The sequence below is a fragment of the Flavobacterium gelatinilyticum genome (assembly GCF_027111295.1).
GTDB lineage: Bacteria > Bacteroidota > Bacteroidia > Flavobacteriales > Flavobacteriaceae > Flavobacterium > Flavobacterium gelatinilyticum.
On record NZ_CP114287.1, the window covers coordinates 1,152,350 to 1,175,022 of the forward strand.

General features: G+C 35.1%; 16 protein-coding genes. 12 read left to right on the forward strand and 4 right to left on the reverse strand.

Features of this window, described 5'->3' with window-relative positions; genetic code table 11:
• Positions 1 to 2 precede the first annotated feature (2 nt).
• The 9 genes from OZP11_RS04850 (at position 3) to OZP11_RS04890 (ending at position 13,112) form a co-directional block, all read left to right on the forward strand.
• The gene (locus OZP11_RS04850; RefSeq protein ID WP_281234099.1) at positions 3 to 1,454 is read left to right on the forward strand and encodes an ABC transporter permease; all 1,452 of its coding nucleotides are present in this window, start codon (positions 3 to 5) and stop codon (positions 1,452 to 1,454) included.
• A gap of 2 nt (positions 1,455 to 1,456) precedes the next feature.
• Entirely contained in the window at positions 1,457 to 2,800 is a 1,344-nt protein-coding gene (locus tag OZP11_RS04855; protein ID WP_281234100.1) for a DUF3526 domain-containing protein, read from the forward strand.
• 303 nt (positions 2,801 to 3,103) lie between these two features.
• Entirely contained in the window at positions 3,104 to 3,703 is a 600-nt protein-coding gene (locus OZP11_RS04860; protein WP_281234101.1) for an RNA polymerase sigma-70 factor, read from the forward strand.
• 67 nt (positions 3,704 to 3,770) lie between these two features.
• On the forward strand, positions 3,771 to 4,874 hold the full coding sequence (locus OZP11_RS04865; RefSeq protein ID WP_281234102.1) for a FecR family protein: 1,104 nt from the start codon (positions 3,771 to 3,773) through the stop codon (positions 4,872 to 4,874).
• A gap of 10 nt (positions 4,875 to 4,884) precedes the next feature.
• Positions 4,885 to 8,241, forward strand: a complete 3,357-nt coding sequence (locus OZP11_RS04870) for a SusC/RagA family TonB-linked outer membrane protein (RefSeq protein WP_281234103.1) — start codon at positions 4,885 to 4,887, stop codon at positions 8,239 to 8,241.
• Positions 8,242 to 8,245: 4 nt separating this feature from the next.
• Entirely contained in the window at positions 8,246 to 9,694 is a 1,449-nt protein-coding gene (locus OZP11_RS04875) for a RagB/SusD family nutrient uptake outer membrane protein (protein WP_281234104.1), read from the forward strand.
• The gene (locus tag OZP11_RS04880) at positions 9,663 to 11,144 is read left to right on the forward strand and encodes a hypothetical protein (RefSeq protein ID WP_281234105.1); all 1,482 of its coding nucleotides are present in this window, start codon (positions 9,663 to 9,665) and stop codon (positions 11,142 to 11,144) included. The genes OZP11_RS04875 and OZP11_RS04880 overlap by 32 nt, the downstream gene beginning before the upstream one ends.
• 193 nt (positions 11,145 to 11,337) lie before the next feature.
• Positions 11,338 to 12,480, forward strand: coding sequence for a cytochrome-c peroxidase (locus OZP11_RS04885; RefSeq protein ID WP_281234106.1), 1,143 nt, complete (start codon positions 11,338 to 11,340; stop codon positions 12,478 to 12,480).
• A 20-nt stretch (positions 12,481 to 12,500) separates the two neighbouring features.
• Positions 12,501 to 13,112: a hypothetical protein gene (locus OZP11_RS04890; RefSeq protein WP_281234107.1), complete on the forward strand. Its 612-nt coding sequence runs from the start codon at positions 12,501 to 12,503 to the stop codon at positions 13,110 to 13,112.
• Between the two features lie 80 nt (positions 13,113 to 13,192).
• Here the strand turns inward: OZP11_RS04890 and OZP11_RS04895 are convergent, their stop codons facing one another.
• On the reverse strand, positions 13,193 to 14,263 hold the full coding sequence (locus tag OZP11_RS04895; RefSeq protein ID WP_281234108.1) for a BamA/TamA family outer membrane protein: 1,071 nt from the start codon (positions 14,261 to 14,263) through the stop codon (positions 13,193 to 13,195).
• A gap of 309 nt (positions 14,264 to 14,572) precedes the next feature.
• On the opposite strand from OZP11_RS04895, the gene OZP11_RS04900 reads away from it, so the two are divergent.
• From OZP11_RS04900 to OZP11_RS04910, 3 genes are read left to right on the forward strand one after another with little or no spacing between them, the layout of a single operon-like run.
• The gene (locus OZP11_RS04900) at positions 14,573 to 15,223 is read left to right on the forward strand and encodes a VOC family protein (protein WP_281234109.1); all 651 of its coding nucleotides are present in this window, start codon (positions 14,573 to 14,575) and stop codon (positions 15,221 to 15,223) included.
• A gap of 56 nt (positions 15,224 to 15,279) precedes the next feature.
• Entirely contained in the window at positions 15,280 to 16,005 is a 726-nt protein-coding gene (locus tag OZP11_RS04905) for a hypothetical protein (RefSeq protein ID WP_281234110.1), read from the forward strand.
• 4 nt (positions 16,006 to 16,009) lie between these two features.
• Positions 16,010 to 17,611, forward strand: a complete 1,602-nt coding sequence (locus tag OZP11_RS04910; protein WP_281234111.1) for a hypothetical protein — start codon at positions 16,010 to 16,012, stop codon at positions 17,609 to 17,611.
• Between the two features lie 180 nt (positions 17,612 to 17,791).
• Here the strand turns inward: OZP11_RS04910 and OZP11_RS04915 are convergent, their stop codons facing one another.
• The 3 genes from OZP11_RS04915 to OZP11_RS04925 form a co-directional block, all read right to left on the reverse strand.
• Positions 17,792 to 19,792, reverse strand: a complete 2,001-nt coding sequence (locus OZP11_RS04915; protein ID WP_281234112.1) for a heavy metal translocating P-type ATPase — start codon at positions 19,790 to 19,792, stop codon at positions 17,792 to 17,794.
• Positions 19,793 to 20,118: 326 nt separating this feature from the next.
• On the reverse strand, positions 20,119 to 21,387 hold the full coding sequence (locus tag OZP11_RS04920; RefSeq protein ID WP_281234113.1) for an efflux RND transporter periplasmic adaptor subunit: 1,269 nt from the start codon (positions 21,385 to 21,387) through the stop codon (positions 20,119 to 20,121).
• Positions 21,388 to 21,389: 2 nt separating this feature from the next.
• Positions 21,390 to 22,631, reverse strand: coding sequence for a TolC family protein (locus OZP11_RS04925; protein WP_281234114.1), 1,242 nt, complete (start codon positions 22,629 to 22,631; stop codon positions 21,390 to 21,392).
• Positions 22,632 to 22,673: the final 42 nt, after the last annotated feature.

Consider the following 22,673-nt stretch of genomic DNA (forward strand, 5'->3'; position numbering starts at 1 on the left):
ATATGACTTTTTTACATACAGAACTCCTTATAGCCCGACATTTTAAAAATTCAGTTTTTAAAAATCCGGCTGTTTACATCATAACATTTTTTATTGGCGTGCTGCTTTTGTACGCTGTATTTTTGGGCTGGGACAATTACAACAGCCAAAACGAAACGAGCGAAAAATACCAGCATGAATCGCGAGAAGACTGGCTGAAAAATCCGGATAAGAATCCGCACAGGATGGCGCATTACGGCAATTTTGCTTTTAGAAAAAATACTTCGCTGAGTGTTTTCGAATTTGGTATGGAACCGTTTTTCGGGAATGCTATTTTCCTTGAAGCGCACAAACAAAACACCGCCAATTTCTCCGAAGCCGGTTTCTCTAACAGTATGCTTCGCTTTGGCGAGATCAGTATTGCCATGGTTTTTCAGGTTTTACTGCCCCTGCTGATTTTTTTCTTAGGGTTTAATGCCGTGGCTTACGAAAGAGAAAATGGGACTTTAAAACTGCTTTTAAGTCAGGGAATCAACTGGAAACAACTTTTATTTGGGAAAATTCTCGGCATTGCCGGTGTTATAATGCTGCTTTTTATTCCGGCCGTAATTATATTGGTTTTCGTATGGCTTTTGCTTCAAAACTTTACAATTTCTGCAGATGATACTTTTAAAATGATCTTGTTTGTTGGGTTTCATTTTATTTATCTGATGTTTTTCTGCGTGATTGCCGTTTTGGTTTCGGCGTCAAGCAAAACATCAAAAAAAGCGTTGGTTTCGCTAATTGGAATCTGGCTGATCCTGACTATTATCCTGCCAAGAACTACGCAGGCAATTGGTGCTTATTTATATGAAGCTCCGTCAAAGGTTCAGTTTGGCAGCAATATCGAAAAAGATATTCTCAAACAAGGCGACAGCCACAACCCAAACGATGTGCATTACAAAGCAATAAAAGATTCTTTGCTGCGAACATACAAAGTCGATTCGGTACAAAAACTGCCTTTCAATTATTCCGGATTTATTATGACCGAAGGTGAAAGAATCAGCTCTAATATTTACAATCAGCACCTGGAAGATCTTCTTAAAATTTATGCGAAACAGAATAGTTTTTCAAAGGCGGTTTCATTCCTGAATCCGTATATCGCAATGAAGAATTTATCTATGGGATTATCGAATACTGATTATGATTCGTACATCGATTTTCAGAAACAAGCCGAAGTATACCGTTATAATATGGCGCAGAAAATGAATGCTTTGCAGATAAAATACATCAGCAACAAAAAGCCGGGACCAAATGACAAACCGCTTACAATTGGCAAAGAACACTGGGCTGATGTTGAGGAATTTCATTATGAGCCAAAAGGAATTGCTGACGTTTTAAAGACCGAAATTCTCTCTATAATCTCGATTACGCTCTGGATTATAATCTTGTTTTTTCTTATTCGTTTCGCAGCCAAAAACCTTAAAGCAATCTAATTATGTTACAACTCTTATTTAAAAATTTTATACGCTCAAAAGGAACCAAAATTGGATTGCTTTTTTTACTGATTATTGGTTTCATAAGCCTTTTAATTGGCCATCAGTTTCAGGAAAAACAACAAAATAGTATAGCTGAAACAGCAGTTTATCAAAAGGAACATATTGCGAGAAATGCTGCTTATCATAAAGACGAAATTGGACTTTTGTTATATTACATCAAGTTTTCGCTGGTAAACAAAACCCTGCCTGTAAACAGTCTGGCAATTGGGCAGCGCGATGTAAATCCGTCGATTCAAACTGTAACGATCCGTGGACTGGAGGGTCAGAAATACGATTCGGAGCTCAATAACCCAAGTAATCTTCTGGCGGGAAATATCGACTTTAGTTTTGTGCTTTTGTACCTCTTCCCTCTTTTAATTATTGCTTTTTCGTATAATCTTATTTCCGAAGAAAAAGAATCCGGAACCTGGAAAATTGTAGCAACGCAGAGTTCTAATACCTTTGTATACATTTTGAAACTGTTTTATGTCCGAATCCTGAGTTTAATTGCTCTTTTGACTTTGGTGCTTATTTCAGCGGTTTTATTTCTGCAGATTCCGGTTGACAAATCGTTTATTGCTTTTTACGGAATTTCAGTTTTGTACATCCTGTTTTGGTTTGCAGTTTGTTTTTTCATTGTTTCGCTTCAGAAAAATTCGAATTTCAATGCCGTTATTTTATTGACAATCTGGCTGTTTCTAATTATCATTCTTCCGGCTGTTGTAAATACGTATATCATCAACAGATACAAAGTTCCTGAAGCTTTGGAACTGACTTTGAAACAGCGAAATGCGTATCATGAGAAATGGGATATGGATAAGCAGGAAACACTGGATAAATTCTACAAACATTACCCTCAGTTTAAAAATTACGTACTTCCTGAAAAAGAATTCAGCTGGCTTTGGTATTATGCGATGCAGCAAATGGGCGACGACGAATCGGCTGTACAATCCAGGGAATTAGAAACTAAACTCGAACAGCGAAACCGTGCCGGCGAATTAATCGCGCAGTTTATCCCTACAATTCATACGCAGATTCAGCTGAATGAAATTGCAAAATCGGATCTGAAGAACCAGCTTTTGTTTTTGAAAGAAACCGCAAAATTCCACGAAAAAATGCGTTTGTATTTTTATCCGAAGATTTTCGATAATGCTTCTGCAGAAAAGGAAAACTGGGAGAAGTTTAAAGTAGAAACTTTTAATGATACAACCGAAATTAGTTTTATGAAAGCATTTTTACCATTACTGCTTTTCAATCTTTTATTGATTGGTTTTGGATGGCGGAATTTTCTCAGACTAGTTTAAACGCGGTATTTTTTTACCGCAAACAAACACATTAGAGTTACCAGAGGTTCGCAAAGTTTTTAAACAAAGCTTTGCGAACTTTGCTTTTTTATAGGTTTCGTTTTAAAGAAATCTTTGAGGGATTAGGGGTTGAGAAACACCTAAATCAAACCTTTTCTGAATAATTTTTTTTAAAACATTCGATAATTTTATTTTATTTAGAATTAATATAAATAAACTTTTATATTTGCCGCTTTCCGGACAGAACTTAGTAATTTTTAAAATTTACTTAATATTGCTTTTCCAAAAAATAAATCCTTTTTAATGAACAACAATACCAGTTTCGAAACAGAACTTTTCCTTTCCTTTAAGGACGGAGACGAAACTGCGTTCAAGTTTTTCTATGATAAATATTTTAGGAGAATTCAATCTTTCAGCGTTCAGTTTATTTACGATCAGGACGAGGCTGAAAACCTGGCTCAGGAAGCTTTACTACACCTCTGGCAGAACAAAGAAAATATAGAATCTATCAATGGGATTCAGGCTTTTTTATTTACATACGCCAAATCAAAATGTCTCAATTTAATCCGCCACAATAAAGTGAAGGATAAATTCAAAAATGACCTTCTAAACCATAAAGAACGAGAACTGGATATCGAAGTATTAAATTCGATTCAGTTCGATACTTTAGAATTAACCGAATTAGAACGTATAATTCAGGAATCTATCAGCGATCTGCCGCCAAAAACAAGAGAAGTTTTTATAAAAAAACGCTTTGAGAATAAAAAAAATGCAGAAATCGCCGAAGAAATGAACGTTACTTTAAAAGCTGTTGAAGCCCACATGACCAAGGCTTTAAAGATTTTAAAAACTAAATTATCCGATTATTTGTTCTTAATTTTTATTCTTATTTGTAATAATTAAAAATAAAAGGTAGGGTATTTTAATTCTGAAGTGTACTTACTATGGCGAGAAGTTTTAAAACGCAATTATGACATCGGAAATTATAGACAAATACCTTTCTAAAGAAGCTTCAGAGCAGGAAGTTCAGGCACTTTTTGACTGGATTGAAGCATCAGAAGAAAACAAGAAACAATTTATAACGGCAAAGAAAGCCTGGGCTTTAAGCACTCTTTCTTCAAATGTATTAATTGATCCTGTTCCGGTAATCGAGATGAAACCAAAAAACAAAATCAGACAGTATTTGCAATACGCTGCCGTATTTTTAGTGTTTTTGGGTTTAGGATTCACTATTTTATTATTTAACCGCAAATCTGAAACTCCAAAAGAAATTGTTCTGGAATTAGGCGACGGCCGTCTGGAATATTTCTCTGCAAAAAATCAGACCACATTATTAAATGATAAAGGTGATTTAGTCGCTAAAAAATTTCCGAACCAGATTATTTACTTTGGCAGAGTACAGGATCACGAAGTTATTTACAATACACTTTCGGTTCCGTACGGAAAACGTTTCAGACTTAAACTTTCAGATGGTACTGTTGTGAGTTTAAATTCGGGAACTACTTTACGTTATCCGGAGCAGTTTGGTGCTGACGGAAATCGAAATGTTTACCTGAGCGGTGAAGCATTTTTTGAAGTTGCCAAAGACAAAGAGCATCCGTTTATCGTGCATGCAAATCAGGCAGACATTGAAGTTCTCGGGACTAAGTTTAATGTGAGCGCTTATCCTGAAAACCCTACGGTTAATAGTACATTAATCGAAGGAAGCATCCGAATGTCTCAAGCTGTTAATCCTTCCAATGCCGTTCTCCTTGTCCCTAACCAGATGGCGACCTGGCAGAACAATTCTAAAAAACTGGTCTTAAAAGAAGTCGATCCGGCCTTTTATGCTGCCTGGACAAAAGGCGAACTTGCTTTTAAAGACACCCCATTTTCTACAATCGCTAAAATTATTCAGCGTACCTACGACGTTGAAATTGTCAATGAAAATTCTGACTTGGCCAGACAGAATTTTACAGGTACAATTACGATCAGCGAGTCCAGTGTCGAGAATATTTTAGACCTGCTGAAACGCGACACGCCTTTTAATTATTCCATTCAACAAAAAACCATTACGATCACCAATCCTCGATAAATAAACAAACATGACATTTACGATACAACCCGTTTTAAGAAAAATTCTGTTTTTCTTAGCCATACTTATATCTGGATTTAAAGGATTTTCTCAGAATAAATTAATTACATTACAAGCCAAAAACAAACCTATCAGTCTAATTATCAAATCGATTGAAGAGCAGACTGATTTTAGAATCATTTATAATGCAAGAAAAATTGACGCCGAACAACTGGCTGATTTAGATGTAAAAAACGCGGCTTTGGAGACTGCTTTAACGCAGTTATTAAAAGGCAGAAACATTTCGTTTTACATTCAGAAAAAACAGGTTTTATTAACCAGTTCACTTCCTGACACTTCAGATGCAACAGGTCAGGAAACCCAAAGACTGATCAGCGGAATAGTGTTTGACAGCAAGAGCAAACTGCCTCTTCCGGGCGCCACAGTACGTATAAAAGGAACCGGAATGGGCGCTATAACCGACTTTAACGGAAAATTTGTGTATCTATTAAAAGGAAACAACATTCCTGATCAGGTTCTTGAAGTGGGCTTTTTAGGAATGGAAACACAATCTCAAAAAGCGGATAACAAGAAAAATTTTGTTTTCAATCTTAAAGAAGCTGCAGATGAGCTGAATCCGGTTGTGATCACTTCGTCTTACGGAACTGAAAAATTAAAAGAAGAAATTGTGGGGAGTATTTCGACTTTGTATGCAAAAGATATTGCGGTTGAACAGGCTTCTGAAAGTTTCGATAAAATGATTACAGGTCAGATTCCGGGAGTTTTAGTTGAAAATACTTCAGGAGTCGGTGGTCCCGTAAAAATTAATATTCGTGGTCAGGGAACGCTTCCTTCTTTTACAAATTCAAAAACAGGAACTTCAACGCAGCCTCTCTTTATTGTTGACGGTGTTGTGATGAGTGAAGAATTTGGAATTGACAGTAACTATTTTAGCGGAAACGGTGATGCTACTGAAAACTTTATGAATCCATTAATGAAAATTGCACCGGAAAATATCGAAAGTCTTTCGGTTTTAAAAGATGCGGCTGCCGTGGGTATTTATGGTGCTGACGGAGCAAATGGTGTAATTATAATTACTACCAAAAAAGGTAAAAAAGGTAAAGCAAAATTTGGTTTTTCTAATCAGCTGGGTATTTCTTCAGCGATTAATCAAATTAAATATTTAAATGGCGAACAGTATAATGAATTGCGCAATGAATACTTAAAAAATACCTCTCCGGGAACTGCCCTAACTCCGTATAATGGTGTTAACACAGATTGGTTTAGTCTCTTAAACAAAACCGGAGTTTATAATAAATACAATTTTAATGTTTCGGGAGCTACTTCAAAGTTTTCATACAGAACAAGTATCAATTATACAAAAATTGATGAACCGCAATTTGGTAATGATACTAAACAATTAAATGCAGGGATTAACCTTGGATTCAACCATAAAAAACTGGACATTAATTTAATGCTTAATCCAAGTTATGTTCAAAAACATGCTCCAAATATTTTCTATACTTTCGCCTACCTTCCTACTTTATCTCCTTATAATGAAGATGGTTCTTATTCTTTCTTAGGTTCAAGCGGTATCACCAGAGGAAATCCTCTTGCGGCAATTGAACAGAATAAAAATGAAAGTAATACTTATGGAATTTTAGGAAGCTTAAATTTGAATTATAAATTTAGTAAAGCTTTAAAATTCTCAACTCTTTTTGGTATTGATTATACAGATAAAGAACAGGATCGTTATTTTTCTGCTGAAAATGAAAGCGGAAGATTTCCCAATACTTTTGTTTTAGACGGTACTACGTATTCAAGATGGGGACGCCGACTTATAAATGAAAGAAACTCTACTAAATGGAACTGGCAGGGACAGCTTTTGTTTGAAAAACAACTGAATGAAAACCACGGTATAGATGGTATTATTGGTTTTGAACTTGCCGAAGATAAAACTAATTTCAATTATCAGTCTGCCTTAGGATTTGTAAATCCGTATAAAATTAATGCTATATCTGATGCTATTAAGGATGACAATCCAAATACGCCGGAAGACGAATCAAAAGACAATCAGACTTTTGGTAATGACATCAGCTATAATTCCAGAGTTTCAGCATTTGCTCAGGCAAACTACAATTATAAAAAACGTTATTATTTCCTTGCTAATTTCCGTCGTGACGAAAGTTCTGTTTTTGGTGTCGATTCAAACGTTGCGCTAAACGGCGGTGCCGGAGCAAGCTGGATAATCAGCAACGAGAAATTTCTTGACAAGAATACTTGGATTGATTTCTTAAAATTAAAAACCAGCTACGGTTCAACAGGAAATTCAAGAATTGGTTCTTACCGTTCTAAAGGTTTGTATAACCTGCAGCAAAACGGCTATAATGGCTTAGATGGCGCAACAACTGATACAGCACCAAATGGCAGTTTAAGCTGGGAAAAGAACACTAAGTTCAATGCCGGAATCGATTTTAATGTTTTTAAACGTGTAGAATTATCCGTTGAATATTATTATAACGCTCTAAGCGATTTGATTACAACAAGAGACATTCCTACTGAAACGGGTTACAGTTCACTTCAGTTAAATGCTGCTGATATGTACAATAGAGGTTTTGAATTTTCTACCCGAATTAAATGGGTAACAAGCGACGCTTTTAAATGGATTACATCTTTTAATATTTCGACTGTACAAAATAAAGTAACTGCTTTAAAAGGTTTGGGAAGTGATTATTCTCAAGCCGAAGTGGCACTTGCCCAAAAAATTGGTTACAGCACCACTACAATCTGGGGGATAAACTGGGTTGGGGTTGATCCTGCAACAGGAAGAAACCTTGTTGAAAAGAATGGTAAAGTATACGATATTATGACTTACAGATCCTTGTATTCTATAGCAGACTGGGAACCTATTGGAGACAGACAGCCGGATGCTTATGGTGGTTTTTACAATAGTTTTTCTTTTTATAATAATCTGGTTTTATCTTTTAGAGGTGATTTCCAAATTGGAGGTGATTTCCTTGCTCAGGATGTTCTTATCGATAAATATTCAAATACATCTGACCGAAATCTTTCTGTTAATGCTTACGATTACTGGAGAAAACCGGGAGATATAGTATCACAGCCGGCAGTTACAAATAATCCTATTGTACCAAATCTTAGCAAATATGTATATGATGCCACTTATGTAAGACTGAGCAATGTGAACTTAAGTTATAATGTGCCTTTAAAAAATTCATTTCTGGATGCTCTTACAGTATTTGCAGACGCTACCAACGTTGCATATTGGTACAAAGAAAAAAGCCCTAAAGGTATGAACGGAATAAGGGAGTTAAGCTATACTTATCCGCAGGCCAGAACAATTTCACTTGGTGTTAATGCTAAATTTTAAGAAAATGAAATATTTAAAATATATAACAATTGCCTTCCTGATTTTTTCAGTACAAAGCTGCAGCGACTTTTTGGAACAGGAACCAGGTTTGAGAACCTCTATTGACGAACTTTTACAGAATAAACAAGGTGTTTTAAGAGCTTTAAACGGAATTTACAATGAGCTCGAAGCAAATGTAAGAGGAGAACGCTTTGCTGTATATGCTGATTTACAAGGAGGAAACATCAAATTCAGCCCTATTTCTTCCACCGGACAAATTACAGCTCCTTTAAATATAAGAGAAGTATATTCATTTGAAGATTTAGCGGAAACAAGTAATTTCAACCTGTTTTATGGTGAAAGCTATGACATTATTAATCAAGCTAATTTAATTTTAGAATATATTCCTTCTCTGCCTGATGCAACTGAAACCGAAAAAAACAAAATTAAGGCAGAGGCTCTGACCATAAGAGCGTATACACATTTTTTATTGGCATTAGTATACAGCCAGAATTACAGCTATACTACAGATGCTTCACATCCGGGAATTGTTTATAATACAGAATCCATCAAGTCCGGCGTTAAGTATCCTGCAAGAAAGACGGCTGCTGAAACGTATGCTCTGATTATTGATGATTTAAAAACAGCTTTAGAGAATTATTCCGACACTTCATCTCTGGCAGGACCATCTTATTCATTTTTCAATAAAAACAATACGAAAGCACTGCTTGCGAGAGTTTATCTTTATAAAAGAGACTGGGTTAATGCTTACGAAACAGCAAATGATGTGATTACGAATTCCGGTTTCACCTTGGTAAGTTCTTCTGATTTGGCTGCGCAATGGTCAGATCCGGATCTGCCTCTCTCTGAAACATTAATGGAATTTTCTATTTCGAAAGATTCTGAAGGTACTGTCTCATCGTCCATGTCATCGAACTTTGGATATAATGGATCCACTTATGCAAGATATACGGCTTCAAATGACCTTATCGATTTATATGAAAATAACGACATTAGAAAACAATTATTTGTAACGACTCCTTTATCTACTTTGGTAAATGGCGTACGTAGAGATATGAGCTATAATTTCACAAAAAAATACCAGGACAATGCAGGTTATGTAGCTTTTAGATTAAGTGAAATGTATCTTATACGCGCCGAGGCCGCATTCGAAAACAACCGATCAGATCTTGCACTGGCAGATATTAATATTATTCGTGCACGTGCCAATGCTTCGCTGCTTACCAGTACTGCAAACTTAAAAGAAGATATTCTTTTGGAAAGAAGAAAAGAATTATGTTTCGAAGGACAGTTTTTCTTTGATTTGACTCGTAATCACATGGGAATTACCAGAAACGACGGTTGTGTATCAAACAATTGCAGCATCACCTATCCTTCTCTAAAATTTGTTTTACCAATTCCACTCTATAACACTAATCTTAATGAAAACTTACAGCAAAATGAATCGTATTAAGATATTCAGCATACTAGCCCTGACTGCATCATTTATAATTTCGTGCTCTAAAGACGATTATAAACTGGGGTCTCAGGCAGAACCACACCTGAGATTTAACTTTTTGGTAAAAAGCGACAATACACCACTGGAATATCCTGCGTCAAATGGTGCTTTAGTTGCTCAGTCCAATTATGTAAATAAATCGATAAAAACATTAAAAGTTCCTGTTGCACTAACTGCATATTCACTAAATGAAGCTGTTACAGCTAATTTCAGCACTACAATATCCGGCGAAAGCGAAGGTTTTAGAATAAATCCGGTAAACGAACTTGTGTTTGAAGGAAGTAAATTAACAGATACTATTTTTATTTCTTTTAATAAAAGATGGCAGGAAAATCAAAACATCACTTTAAAACTCGAAACTGTATCAAATCCGGATGTTCATATTGGAAATTTAAATGAAAATAAAAATGATACTTTCAAAATTGATCTTGGCACTATTGCTACCAATTATACATTTCCGGTAAACCAATTTGTGATAAAAGGAGAAGCTGGTGAAAAGTTTGATTTTAATGTTAATTTCCCTAATGGATACTTCCCTTCTGAAATGGAAAACCTTGAAATATTTAAATCTTTGGACGGATTTAATTATTCTATAACTCATGATGAATTTAAAGAAAACAGTAACTCTGTTACGTATCATTTTACGCTTTTAGAAGATATTCAAAACGACGATGTATATTATGAAACAGCAATTTCATTAGTTAATGCCGGAGATTATACTGCAACAGGAAATACTATTATGCAGATCGTAAAACCTATAAAATCATCAAGGGATATAAATGCAAATCCTGCATCTAAGTTTTATGACTTAACGAATCAATTTTATCTAACGTATGGTGAAACATGGTTTGACAGAAATGGAGCTTGTGCATGGCAGGCTTATAACGCCTTTACTTTCCCGGTTGTCGTTACAAAAGATCATGAAAATGCAATTTTATATAGTGATAAAGGAACCGCAGATCCAAATGATGATGTGTATCATGACGCCTTCAGAATTGGTTTTAACGTAGCATCCGGAACCAATACCACAAATTCATTCAACCTGAAAAGATGGTTTTCTAACGAAAGTACAACCGCTGCAAACTCTCCGGGATTCAATATTACATCGGCTTTAGAATTTTTCCCTGAAAACGGAAACAGCAAAACGAATGGAAATGTACTGGTAATTCCGCAATATATTACAATTACCGGAAGCAATAAAAACAGTCACATCATTGCTATTTCAGGAGCAGGAACGTATAAAGAAATTAGTACTGGTTTATTCGAAATTACTTTTGAACTAAAATTGACTAATGATGCATTATTTGGAGGAACGGTTACAGCTCAATACAGAATGTATAACAACAGAACCTATCCAAAACCTGCTGCTTTAAGCATCGACTGTCCTAAGGAGGTTACGCTCTAGTGGTCAATTTACTGTCATAGTATTAGTTTACTGTCGCAGTCTCAGTTTTCAGGAGCTTTATCAAAGTGTAAAACTTTGACAAAGCTTTTGACGGCTAAAAAAATAAATGGTTTCAAGTTTGAGGTTCCAAATTATAAGCTACTGCGGAACATGAAACCTGAAACCTGAAACAAAAAAACAAAAAAAAACAAAGTTGAAAAAATTAATCCTCCCTGTCCTGTTCCTGCTGAGCTTAACGGCTTATAAAAGCGTGGAAAACCCTGACTACATTGATATTCAGGAATTGCGAAAACTCTATTCCGGCGGCGATGCTTCAAAATGGCCTGCAGCCGAATTACACGAAAACATCGATAAAACTAAATTTGAGGATATCGGCGTACTGCCTGCCGTTCCCTATCCCGCTTATAATCCGTATTCGAAAGAAAAGGAAAGTTTAGGGAAGGTGCTATTTTTTGACCCAAGATTATCTAAAAGCGGTCAGATTGCCTGTGCTTCCTGTCATAATCCTGAATTGGGCTGGACAGATAACCTTACCCGTTCTTTTGGTCATGACCGCCAGACCGGTAAACGTAACTCGATGACGATTTTAAACTCGGCGTATGCCACCTCTTTATTTTGGGATGGACGAGCTTCAAGTTTAGAAGATCAGGCGCAGTTTCCTGTTGCCGATCCTTTAGAAATGAATGAAAAACTGACAATTGCCGTTGATAAAATCGCGAAAATCAAAGGGTATAATCCGTTATTTACAGCTGCTTTTGGAGATAAGAAAGTAACTCTGGAAAGAATCCAGTATGCGATTGCTACTTTCGAAAGATCAATTAACAGTCCGAAAAGTAAATTCGACCAGTTTGTAAGCGGTAAATCAGATATTTATACAGATCAGCAGGTTAAAGGACTGCATTTGTTCAGAACCAAAGCACAATGCATCAACTGCCACAATACACCTTATTTCAGCGATAATCAGTTTCATAATGACGGGCAGACTTTATTCGGAACCAAAAATGAAGATTTCGGACGTTATAATGTAACCAAAGATGTAAAAGATATTGGCAAATTCAGAACGCCGACATTGCGCGAAGTAGTAAACACCAAACCATGGATGCATCACGGGCACTTCCCTACTCTACTGGATGTTGTAGAATTGTACAATTTAGGAAATCCATCTCCGGTTCAGAAAAAATATCTGGGAACAGCACGAGATTCACTGATTCCTAAAGTAGACCCGATGCTTAGAAAACTAGATTTGAGTAAAGAAGAAATCAGCGATCTTCTGGCTTTTATCGAAACTTTAAGCACACCGACAAGAAGAATGATCATACCAGAAATGCCAAAATAACGAATTAAAACCAACTTATTATGAAATCATTAAAAATCTTCTTTTTATTCTTTTTTGCCTGTAACTGTTTGTTTTCACAAGAGATTACTCAGGAATTTTTACAAAAAAGAGATGCTAAAATTGATTCCCTTACCAAAATTGATTTTCTAAAATATAAGTACAAATATTTAGACAAGAATTACAAAATCAAGATACCGAAAGAGGTTTATGAAAAAACGGTTATTGAGTACAAATTCATACCTGAAAGACTAAACAAATATCGGGATTCTCTGGGTGTGGTTTTAATGGCTGAATTTAAAGATTGGGACGCAGAAAGAATCGCCGAACATAGAATCTGCTACACCTGGAAAAGGGTTGGTCATCATGTATGGAAAAGTGAAGATGAAGTTGCGGCTATCGCGAAAAAACTAAAAATTAAACAGCCTTACAGACTTCAGGAGTTACTGAACAAAAATGATTCTAAAGTTGCAGCTGAAATTCAAAATTTAAGAGATACATTATTTCAGAAATTTAACAAAGAAGAAGTAAAAACAATGCCGGCAGACAAATTACTGCTGTTCGCTTTTACAAATAATCCTGAAGTAATAGAACTCAAAAAAAATGCTTATAAAAATAAGCAAAAGCAAAAATAAACGATTTCTGCCCTAAAATCTGCAAATCCGAAAAGCCTGTTTTCTTGTAAAACAGGCTTTTTTTATACCAGACTAAATTCTCAAAAAGCCTCACCTAAACGAAAATACAATCCCCAATCGCATTTTCCCACAGCAGCATCCAGACCTACATTGAATTTTTCGGTTTTAAAAGCTTTGTATCGAAATCCTGCTCCTGCTCCGGGATACATTTTCCAGTTGAAATTTTCAGTATCTGATCCGTAAATAGTTGCCACGCCTGCAAAACCCACGATTCCCATTTTTTTGTGGAAATTATATCGATATTCTGCCTGCAGATCCATCAGACCATCTCCGCGGTATTTGCCTTCGGAATAGCCTCTAATATCATTTCCTCCAATGGTTACCTGCTGTTCAAAAGAAATATTTCCCAATCCGAACTTACCCGAAAAACGGGCAGCCAAAACATCCGTTCCGGTTCTGAATGGGATATAGGTATTATATTCTGAAAAGATTTTATTGGCATCGGTCATATTATCAAACCATTTTGGATAAGTAAGCCAGCGTAGTTTAATTTTGTCTCCCTTTGTGGGATAATAAACCGCATCGCGCGTATCGTACATTGCAAAAAGCTGTAAAGCATTAGTGTGCGTTATCGATGAGGGTTCAATATTGTCTTCGTATTTTGTGTCGTAATGCGCATATCCGTAACCCAGTCCGCCATACAACGACTTTATAATACGCCGAAGCACCGTAAAATGCACCATCGTTTTTTTGGTGTCATAATCATAAAAATCAGGAACATCAATATCATCTACATAATACTGCGCATTCTGATTGCCCGTTGCTGCAAAAAACTGGGCACGCCAGCGGTCTTCTTTAAAATACCATTTGTTAAACGAAGCGATAAAATAAGATTTATTGGTGGTGTAAACTCCCGAAATACCCGACAAAGATTTAGGCGAAATAGTATCCGTTTTATCCACTTTATACATCATCATCGGGATGGCTCCAAACATAAAATCAAGTGTCCGGTTGTAATTTAAATACGGCATCACATTAAAATCTACGGCTTTTACTTTTTTCTCAGTCAATGTGTCTTTTTTACTAATCTGCGCCAATACAGCGAAAGACCATAAAAACAGCATTATTGAGGTTGATAGCACTTTTATCATAATTTGTTCTTTATGTTGAAAAACAAAATTATTACATCATTGAAAAACAAATCTTTATTTCGATTACTCTTAGGTTGCATGTTATAATATGAAACATCTTTTTGTAATTCTGAAACAAATTTTACCGCTGTTTTTCTACATTTAACTGATCTTTCAAACACAAAAATCAATACTTTGATAAACGTGCCGATACTAATTTGTTATGCTTTTATTGAAGCTTAGAATAAGACTTTGGTCATAAAGCATTCTTCATTTTTTAAATTTGTTTATAACAAAAAGAAAACGCTTTCTTTTATAAAAAATACCATCATGAAAATAGATCAGATACAAATTAAAACAAACGATATTCAAAAAATTAAAACATTTTATCAGAATACATTAGGGCTCTTTATTCTGGAAAATGATTCAAAATCGATAACGCTTCAGGCCGGAACTTCAATTTTAAAATTTACAGAAGATCCAGGTTTTAAATCTATATATCATTTTGCTTTCAATATACCCGAAAATCAGTTGGAAGAAGCCATCCAGTGGTGCAAAGACAAAGCCGATTTAATTGTTTTGGAAGATAAAAGTGTCGTTACCCATTTTGAGAACTGGAATGCACATTCTGTTTATTTTTATGACCTTAACGGAAATCTGCTGGAGTTCATTGCACGACACGATCTCAATAACGAACAAGTTGGCGAATTCAATTCGGCTTCTATTTTAAATATAAGCGAAATTGGAATTGTTACTGAAAGTCCCTTAGAATTAGGAAATCAATTAATCGCAGAACACGGGCTTCGTTTCTTTTCTCAAAATGAAAATACCGATAAATTCTCAGCCATTGGCGATCATGAAGGTTTATTGATCCTTGTACAGCCAAACCGAAATTGGTACCCGACACAAACTCCTTCTGAAAGCAACCCGACTGAGATTACCTTAGAGAATGATGAAAGTATCATTAATCTGAAATTCTAATAATTAAATATGATATATTTACCATTACATCTTAATCATAAGTAATTTCCTTTAATATGTCAAAAATTTTAAAGAGTATCCTTTTTCATTCTTCTTTTTTAGTCTGCTATATGATGACCTGCTGCGGACAAAATAATATGGCAATTCCGAAAGAGTTTAAAGAAACTCCTATTCCAAAAAAAGAAAGTAAAGAATGGTTTAAATTGAATTACTCCAAAAATGATTTTAAAGTAAATATTGTCAATAACAAACTTGTAATTGAAAAAAATACTGAAAAAACAAGAGAGTGCAGATTAGAAACTAAATCAGGTATTTTTTCAGGAACAGATCATGGTGAATGGGGCGGTCAGCTAACTTTTATACCCAATGACAGCCAAAATACCATTACAATTAAAAAAGGAAATATCAAATTTATATTTCTATACAAGGGTAAAGTATATTTTATTGAAGGATTTGCTCATATGGGAATTAATGAAGGAACTATCTATGAAGTTAATACCAAAGAACACAACCTTCCATACAAAAAAGTAGTGGATTTTGATGATGCTGCTCAAGCTTTTACTATTTATAAAGATAAACTTCTTATAGCCGCTTATAAAAATTTCTATATTGTGAAAGACTTCAAAAAGGAAATTGTCTTCAAAAATACCTTTTGGCAAGGTTTATACCCAAACTCAATAGCGGCATTTAATAATGAAAATGTATTTATTGGAATAAGAAGCGGTATTGTAAAACTTGATTTAACTAAGAAAACTTTAAAGTTCTACAAAAACGCAAAGTAAAAAGATGAAAAACATTCTTACGCTAATCTTACTATTTCTTTTAACTGTTGTTTTTACAAACGCACAATCACAAAATATGACGCTGCAAAAATTACTTGACAACAAACTTCTTGAAAAAAAAGAGGCAAAAGATTTCACGAATTTTCTAAATCAAATAGAAGAAAAAAATACCACTTCGTACCTATACGGCTTATTTCAGTGTGAGTACAAAAAATTAACTGGACATACCTATTCTGAAGTTTTCTCTAGTAATATTGTTATCGAAAGCCTGAAGTTAAGTGTAGAAGAACAAAAAAATATAAATGTTCTTCTGTCAGATTATCTTATTAAATTAAAGAAATCCGAACTTATAGATGCAAAACAATTTGAACTTTTTCAACAAAAAATAAATAATAATCAATATACTTATCAACTTGAATTTATTAAAGACATTACATTTCAAGCTCTAAGAGAAGACTATATTGCACCTGATAAACTTAAAAAGTCTGCTTACAAACTTAAAGATAATAAAATAATTACATTAAAATACCAAAGTCTTATTACAAGGATAGAGGAAGGGGTAGTAAAATCTCCAATTGACTTACTTAAATATTGTGACAACACGGTAATTATTGATACAAAGAATTATTCAGATCAACCGGAAGAATATCTGGAAATTATTCATAAACAAACCTCTGAAATCCTTCCAGAACTAGCTTTTACCAATTTTGATTTTAAAGTTGTGCTGGATGATAAAATATCTGATGAAGACAATAAATTTTATGATTTTCTTGTTTCAATTGAATCTGGAAAAAAGATATATAAACAAAAAAGTTTTTATAATCTACATACCCCATCAAAAGACAAAAACTCTAGAATTGGAATAGATTCTCAGCAATATTATAAAATTTTCAACAAAATTTTAGCCGATTTACATTCTCCTTACCGACTTCATGAGGTAAAAATTTATGGTCAAGATGAAGATAAAGCTTTTGGAATAATGGCATTAACGAAAGAACAAGAAAAAGCATCTCATGAATCTGAAACTTATTTTTTTGTAAGTTATGAGGATTTCAACAGTAAACCAACCAGCATCCAAATTGATAATACAATTGATGAATTTATAAAAATTGGCTTTTTTGCAAACTTAACTACAGCTCAGATTAATGAAGGAAAACAAAAAGTCGCAGAACAAGACAACAGTAATTTTAATGAAATCCTTAATGCTTTTCCTAACAAGATTTATTGGTATGACACAGAACTTGGCAATCTTGAAGACCCATATGCTGAGTTGTTAAAGGAATTTTCGCAACTTTCAAGCAATGAATTCAATCCAACTGATATCTCTAACAAATTTGATTTACAGAAAAGAAAAACAACTTTAAAATTCAAGTTGGGAAACAAATTTTATTCTAAAGTTTTTAAAATTAACAACGACTGGATAGATGTTGATTTTTTTGATTTCGTAAAATCTGTTGTAACAGAAAACAAACTTAAAGGTCAGTTTTATGAATTGTATACAGGAGGTCAGGATGCTAAAGTTGTATATCTCACCCAAAAACAATATGATCATATAAAAACAAACAAACTCCTTTTATTTGCAGATAAAGAATGGGAAGAAAAATAAACTTTTTCTTCTAAATGTTTTTTTGTCTCTTACAGATTTAGCAGATTCAGGATTTTTTTTTATTTAAATAAAAATCAAATCTGTTTTAATCTGCTAAATCTGCGTGAAAAATCTTTTTTTTTGTCTCGCACAGATTTACCAGATTAAGGGATTTTTTTATCTAAACTTTAGATTAGTTTTCTAAAACCTCATTCTCTGGATCCTTACAGCATTTAAAATCGCCAGCAAAGCAACCCCTACATCGGCAAAAACAGCCTCCCACATGGTGGCAAGACCGCCTGCACCAAGAATTAATACAAAAGCTTTTACAACAAAAGCTAGAGTAATATTCTGCCAGACAATTTTTTTGGTTTGTTTCCCAATGTTGATTGCCATTGCGATTTTACTTGGTTTATCGTCCTGAATTACAACATCGGCAGTTTCGATTGCTGCGTCGCTTCCTAAACCTCCCATTGCAATTCCTACCGTGCTTAATGCGATTACCGGCGCATCGTTTACACCATCGCCAACAAAAGCAATCGTTTCGTTTTTAGCTTTAATTTCGTTGACTTTGTTCACTTTATCCTCCGGAAGTAAATCTCCAAAAGCTTTTGTGATTCCGAGTTTATTCGCTACAAATTCTACAACATTGGTTTTATCACCACTTAGCATAGTCAGTTTTACACCTAACGATTTTAGTTTAGAAACCGTTTCTTTCGCATCTTCTTTAATTTCATCGGCAATGGTTAAATAACCTGCAAATTTGTCTTCGTAAGCAATCGCTATTGTTGTGTATACAATAGCTGCCGGATCAATATCATACGAAATATTGAATTTATCGAGAAGCTTAAAATTCCCAACATACAATTCTTTTTCGTTATAAGAAGCTTTTAACCCGTGTCCCGAAATTTCTTCAATGTTTTTTAATTCTAACGAAGAATCAATTGGGCCCACATGATTATGAATCGCTGTTGCCACAGGATGTGTGCTTCGGCTTTCTAAAGCGTTAACCAGTTTTAAGATTTCGGTTTTATCAAATTCAGGTTTTATAATGACTTCCTGAACTTTAAAAACACCTTCGGTCATGGTTCCGGTTTTGTCCACCACCACATTCTGAATTGTCGAAATACTATCCAGAAAATTACTTCCTTTAAACAAGATTCCGTTTTTACTCGCTGCGCCGATTCCGCCAAAATAACCAAGCGGAATACTGATAACCAATGCACAAGGACAAGAAATAACCAGGAAAACCAAAGCTCTGTACAACCAGTCGCTAAAAACATAATTATCTACAAAAAGCATTGGAACCAGACAAATTGCAATTGCCAGATACACCACAATTGGCGTATAGACTTTAGCAAACTTTCTAATGAATAATTCTGCCGGCGCTTTTTTGGTTGTGGCGTTTTGTACCAATTCCAGAATTTTAGACAATTTACTGTCATTATAAGCGGTTGTTACTTTTACTTCGGCAATCGTATTTCCGTTTATCATTCCGGCTAGAACTGTTTCACCTTTTTTCTTAGTATCAGGTTTACTTTCTCCTGTTAAAGCTGCGGTGTTAAACGAAGCCGAATCTGATAATAATTCGCCGTCCAAACCTAACTTTTCTCCTGCTTTTAGCTGAATAATCGCTCCAATAGAAACATCTTTGGCTTTGACTTTTACTGCTGTATTGTTTTCTAAAACATGAACCTCATCCGGACGCTGATCGAGCAGACTTTTAATACTCGATTTTGCCCGGTTAACCGCCATTCCCTGAAAGTTTTCTCCAATCGTGTAAAATAGCATTACAGCAACACCTTCCGGATATTCGCCAATGGCAAACGCACCAATTGTTGCAATACACATGAGGAAAAACTCAGAGAAAACATCTCCTTTTACTATACTTTCATAAGCTTCCCGTAAAACCGGAAATCCAACCGGAAGATACGCAATCGCATACCACGCAATTCTAACATATCCTGTAAACCAGTCCTGCGGAAAATAGTTATCAAAACCAATTCCGATAATCAGCAAAATAAATGATAGTATCGATGGCAGAAACAATTGAAACAGATTTCCGCCTGCATTGTGTTCATGATCGTGGCCTCCGTGATCGTGTCCGTCATTTTCTGAATGCACAGGTTCATCATGCGAACAGCAGCAGGAGGGTTTGGCTTTGTTTTTTGTGCTTTTTATTTCTTTATCTTGATGTATCATGGATAACTTTTTTAACTTTTAAAGTTTCACGTTTCATGTTCCAAGTTCAGTGAAACTTTGTTTAAATAATGACCTAAATTTAAGCAATTTGTATCATTTTTTTGCCACAAAGACACGAAGACGCAAAGTTTTTTTTTGTTTAGTGACGATAAGCGCTCTCTATTTGTCATTTCGACCGGAGGGAGAAATCACACTCGGGAATCGACAAAGATTGGCGATACACTTTATGGAAATTCTAGTGTGATTTCTCCTTCGTCGAAATGACATAAAATGAGAGAAAAACTCAGCACCTTAGCATCTTAGAACCTCAGCACCTTAAAAAAAAATCAATGCGAATGCTCTCCCCCGCCCTTCATTGCTGAAAGCAGATAAAAAGCACCTTTCGTCACAATTTTAGCATTAGCAGGAACATCATTTACAAATTTCACTTCTGTAAAACCTAAATCCGTTGTTCCCGGAATTACTTCTACGGCTTGAAAATGAATTTCTTCTTCGTGAGCTTCTTCTTTTTCGCCTTCTTTGTGATCATGTTTTTCTTCTGCATGACCTTCTTCCTGAATAAAAACAAAATATTTATCAGCGTTTCTTACTACGGCATCTTTTGGCAATGCCGGAACTGTCGCATTTACAATATTGATATTAGCCGATACGTACATTCCCGGAATCAGTCCTTTTGCATCAGCAGGATCAATTTTAGCATGAACGGCAACAGTTTTACTTTCATTAGAAAAAGATTTATTGATTCCGAAAATCTTTCCCTTAATCGATTTATTCGACTGATTCGTCAAAACAAAATCAATTACCTGACCAATTGAAATCGAGCCCAAATCTTTCTCATACACATTCAAATCCAAATGCATCTGACTGTTGTCAACGACTTCAAAAAGTGAAACTCCTGTATTAGCGAAAGCGCCTTTTGCGATATTAATTTTCCCGACGAAACCGTTTATTGGCGAAACAATTGGTACAACCGATGTCGTTCCTTTTATATTGACATGCAGAGCATCTAGTTTATTTTTTGCTGCCTGCGCGCGGGCTTTTTCGGCTGCCAGTTTGGCTTTTACTTCCTGAAAAGTCTTTCTCGGATTCACATTTTCGTCACTCAATGTTTTCTGGCGGTTGTATTCCAATTGCAGATATTCCACATTCGCAACAGCCGATTGGTAATCTTCCTGCATGCCAATAACTTCCAGATTTTGAATCGTTGCCAAAACTTTTCCTTTGTTTACGAATGTTCCTTCTAAAACAAAAATGTCTTTTACCGTTCCGCCAATCAAAGTCGAAACCTCAGCAGAATTTTGTGGAGGAACTGTCGTATAACCATTTGCTTTTATGATTTTATTTAGGTTTCGATCTTCTACAATTCCGGTTTCAATACCGACTGTTTTGTATTGAGAAACCGTTAAAGCAACTTCTGTGGTTTCTTTTTCTTCTTCCTGCGGTTCTTCGGTTTTCTTTTCATTACAGCTCGTCATGGAAATAAATATTCCGCAGTAAGCTATAAGCAGTAAGCTATAGGCTGATTTTCTTTGCGAAAAAACTTTGCTCCCAATAGCTATCGAGATTACGTTTAAATATTTAGATATATTTTTCATTTTTAATTGTTTTTGAAGGTTGGAAATTGAAGTTCGATCGCACTTTGATTGTAGTTGTGCGCTGCTTCTGCAAATTGTTTTTTAATATCAATTGCCTGATTTAAAAAACTGATATAGGACCAGTAACTCATATCGCCATTGGCATAACTTTTCTGGGCAGTATCGATTATCTGACTGGCATATTGTGATCCTTCATTTTGGAAATAAGCCAAATTCTTCTGCTGTTTTTCAAAGTTATTTTGCAGTTCTTCTCTTTGCAGATTCAGCATCATTTTATTTTTATCTAAAGCCAATTGTGACTGCGAAATACTGATTTCCGCCGCTTTTGCTTTGGTTGTATTTACACCTCCAAACAACGGAATCTGCAATCCAGCCGTAAAACCCTGAAACAGCGATTTTTCATCAATTGTCTGTGCAAAATAGCCTAAACCTACTTTTGGCGTACGCAACGCTTTAAATGTTCCGGCTTCTCTTTGATAAACTGAAATCTGCTGATTGTAAAAATCGGTCATTAAAGTTTCTGCTTTTGTATTTCCCTGATTTTCTACAAAAACATATTGCAAAGCCGTATTTTGATCCGGAACAATATTTTCATCGGTCTGAATAAAAAACTGCAATTGTTTCTGATAAATGTTCAAATCGTATTCTAACTGCGCTTTTTGTGTTTCGATTTCTTTTACTTTGGCTTTGGCGCTGATAACTTCAATATTGCCGCTTTCTCCTGTTTTAAAACGTAATTCGGCATTCTTTAGGAATTTCGTGTAAATATCGTTCAATTCTGAATTGAGTTTCTGAATCGAAACGCCATACAAATATTGATAATACGCTAATGTCACCGCTTTTTCAATTTCATACGAAGACAGCGCTTTTCGTTTTTCGGCTAGCTTTGCCAATTCTTCCTGCAATTGTCGGTTGGCTTTTGTAATGTTTCCTAACGGAAAAAACTGCTGTACCGAAACGTTATGATCGTAATCGGCACTATTAAATTGACCGCCTTGATATTGAATCTGCAAAGGGTCTGGCTGAAAAGCAGCTTTTTTAAGAACGGTTTGTTTTTCGATTTCTTTATCGGCTATTTTTAAGTCGATATTGTTTGATTTGGCCAATTCTATTGCTTTTTCTAAGCTAATGGATTGCTGGGCAAATATTACAGTGCTTGCTAATAGAAATGTGCTTAACCGCAATCCCGATAGCCATCGGGAGCAAAACTTTTTCGATTGATCTTTATATATTGATTTTTTCATTTTTATATTTTTTGTTTCACGCAGATTAAAAAAGATTTAAGC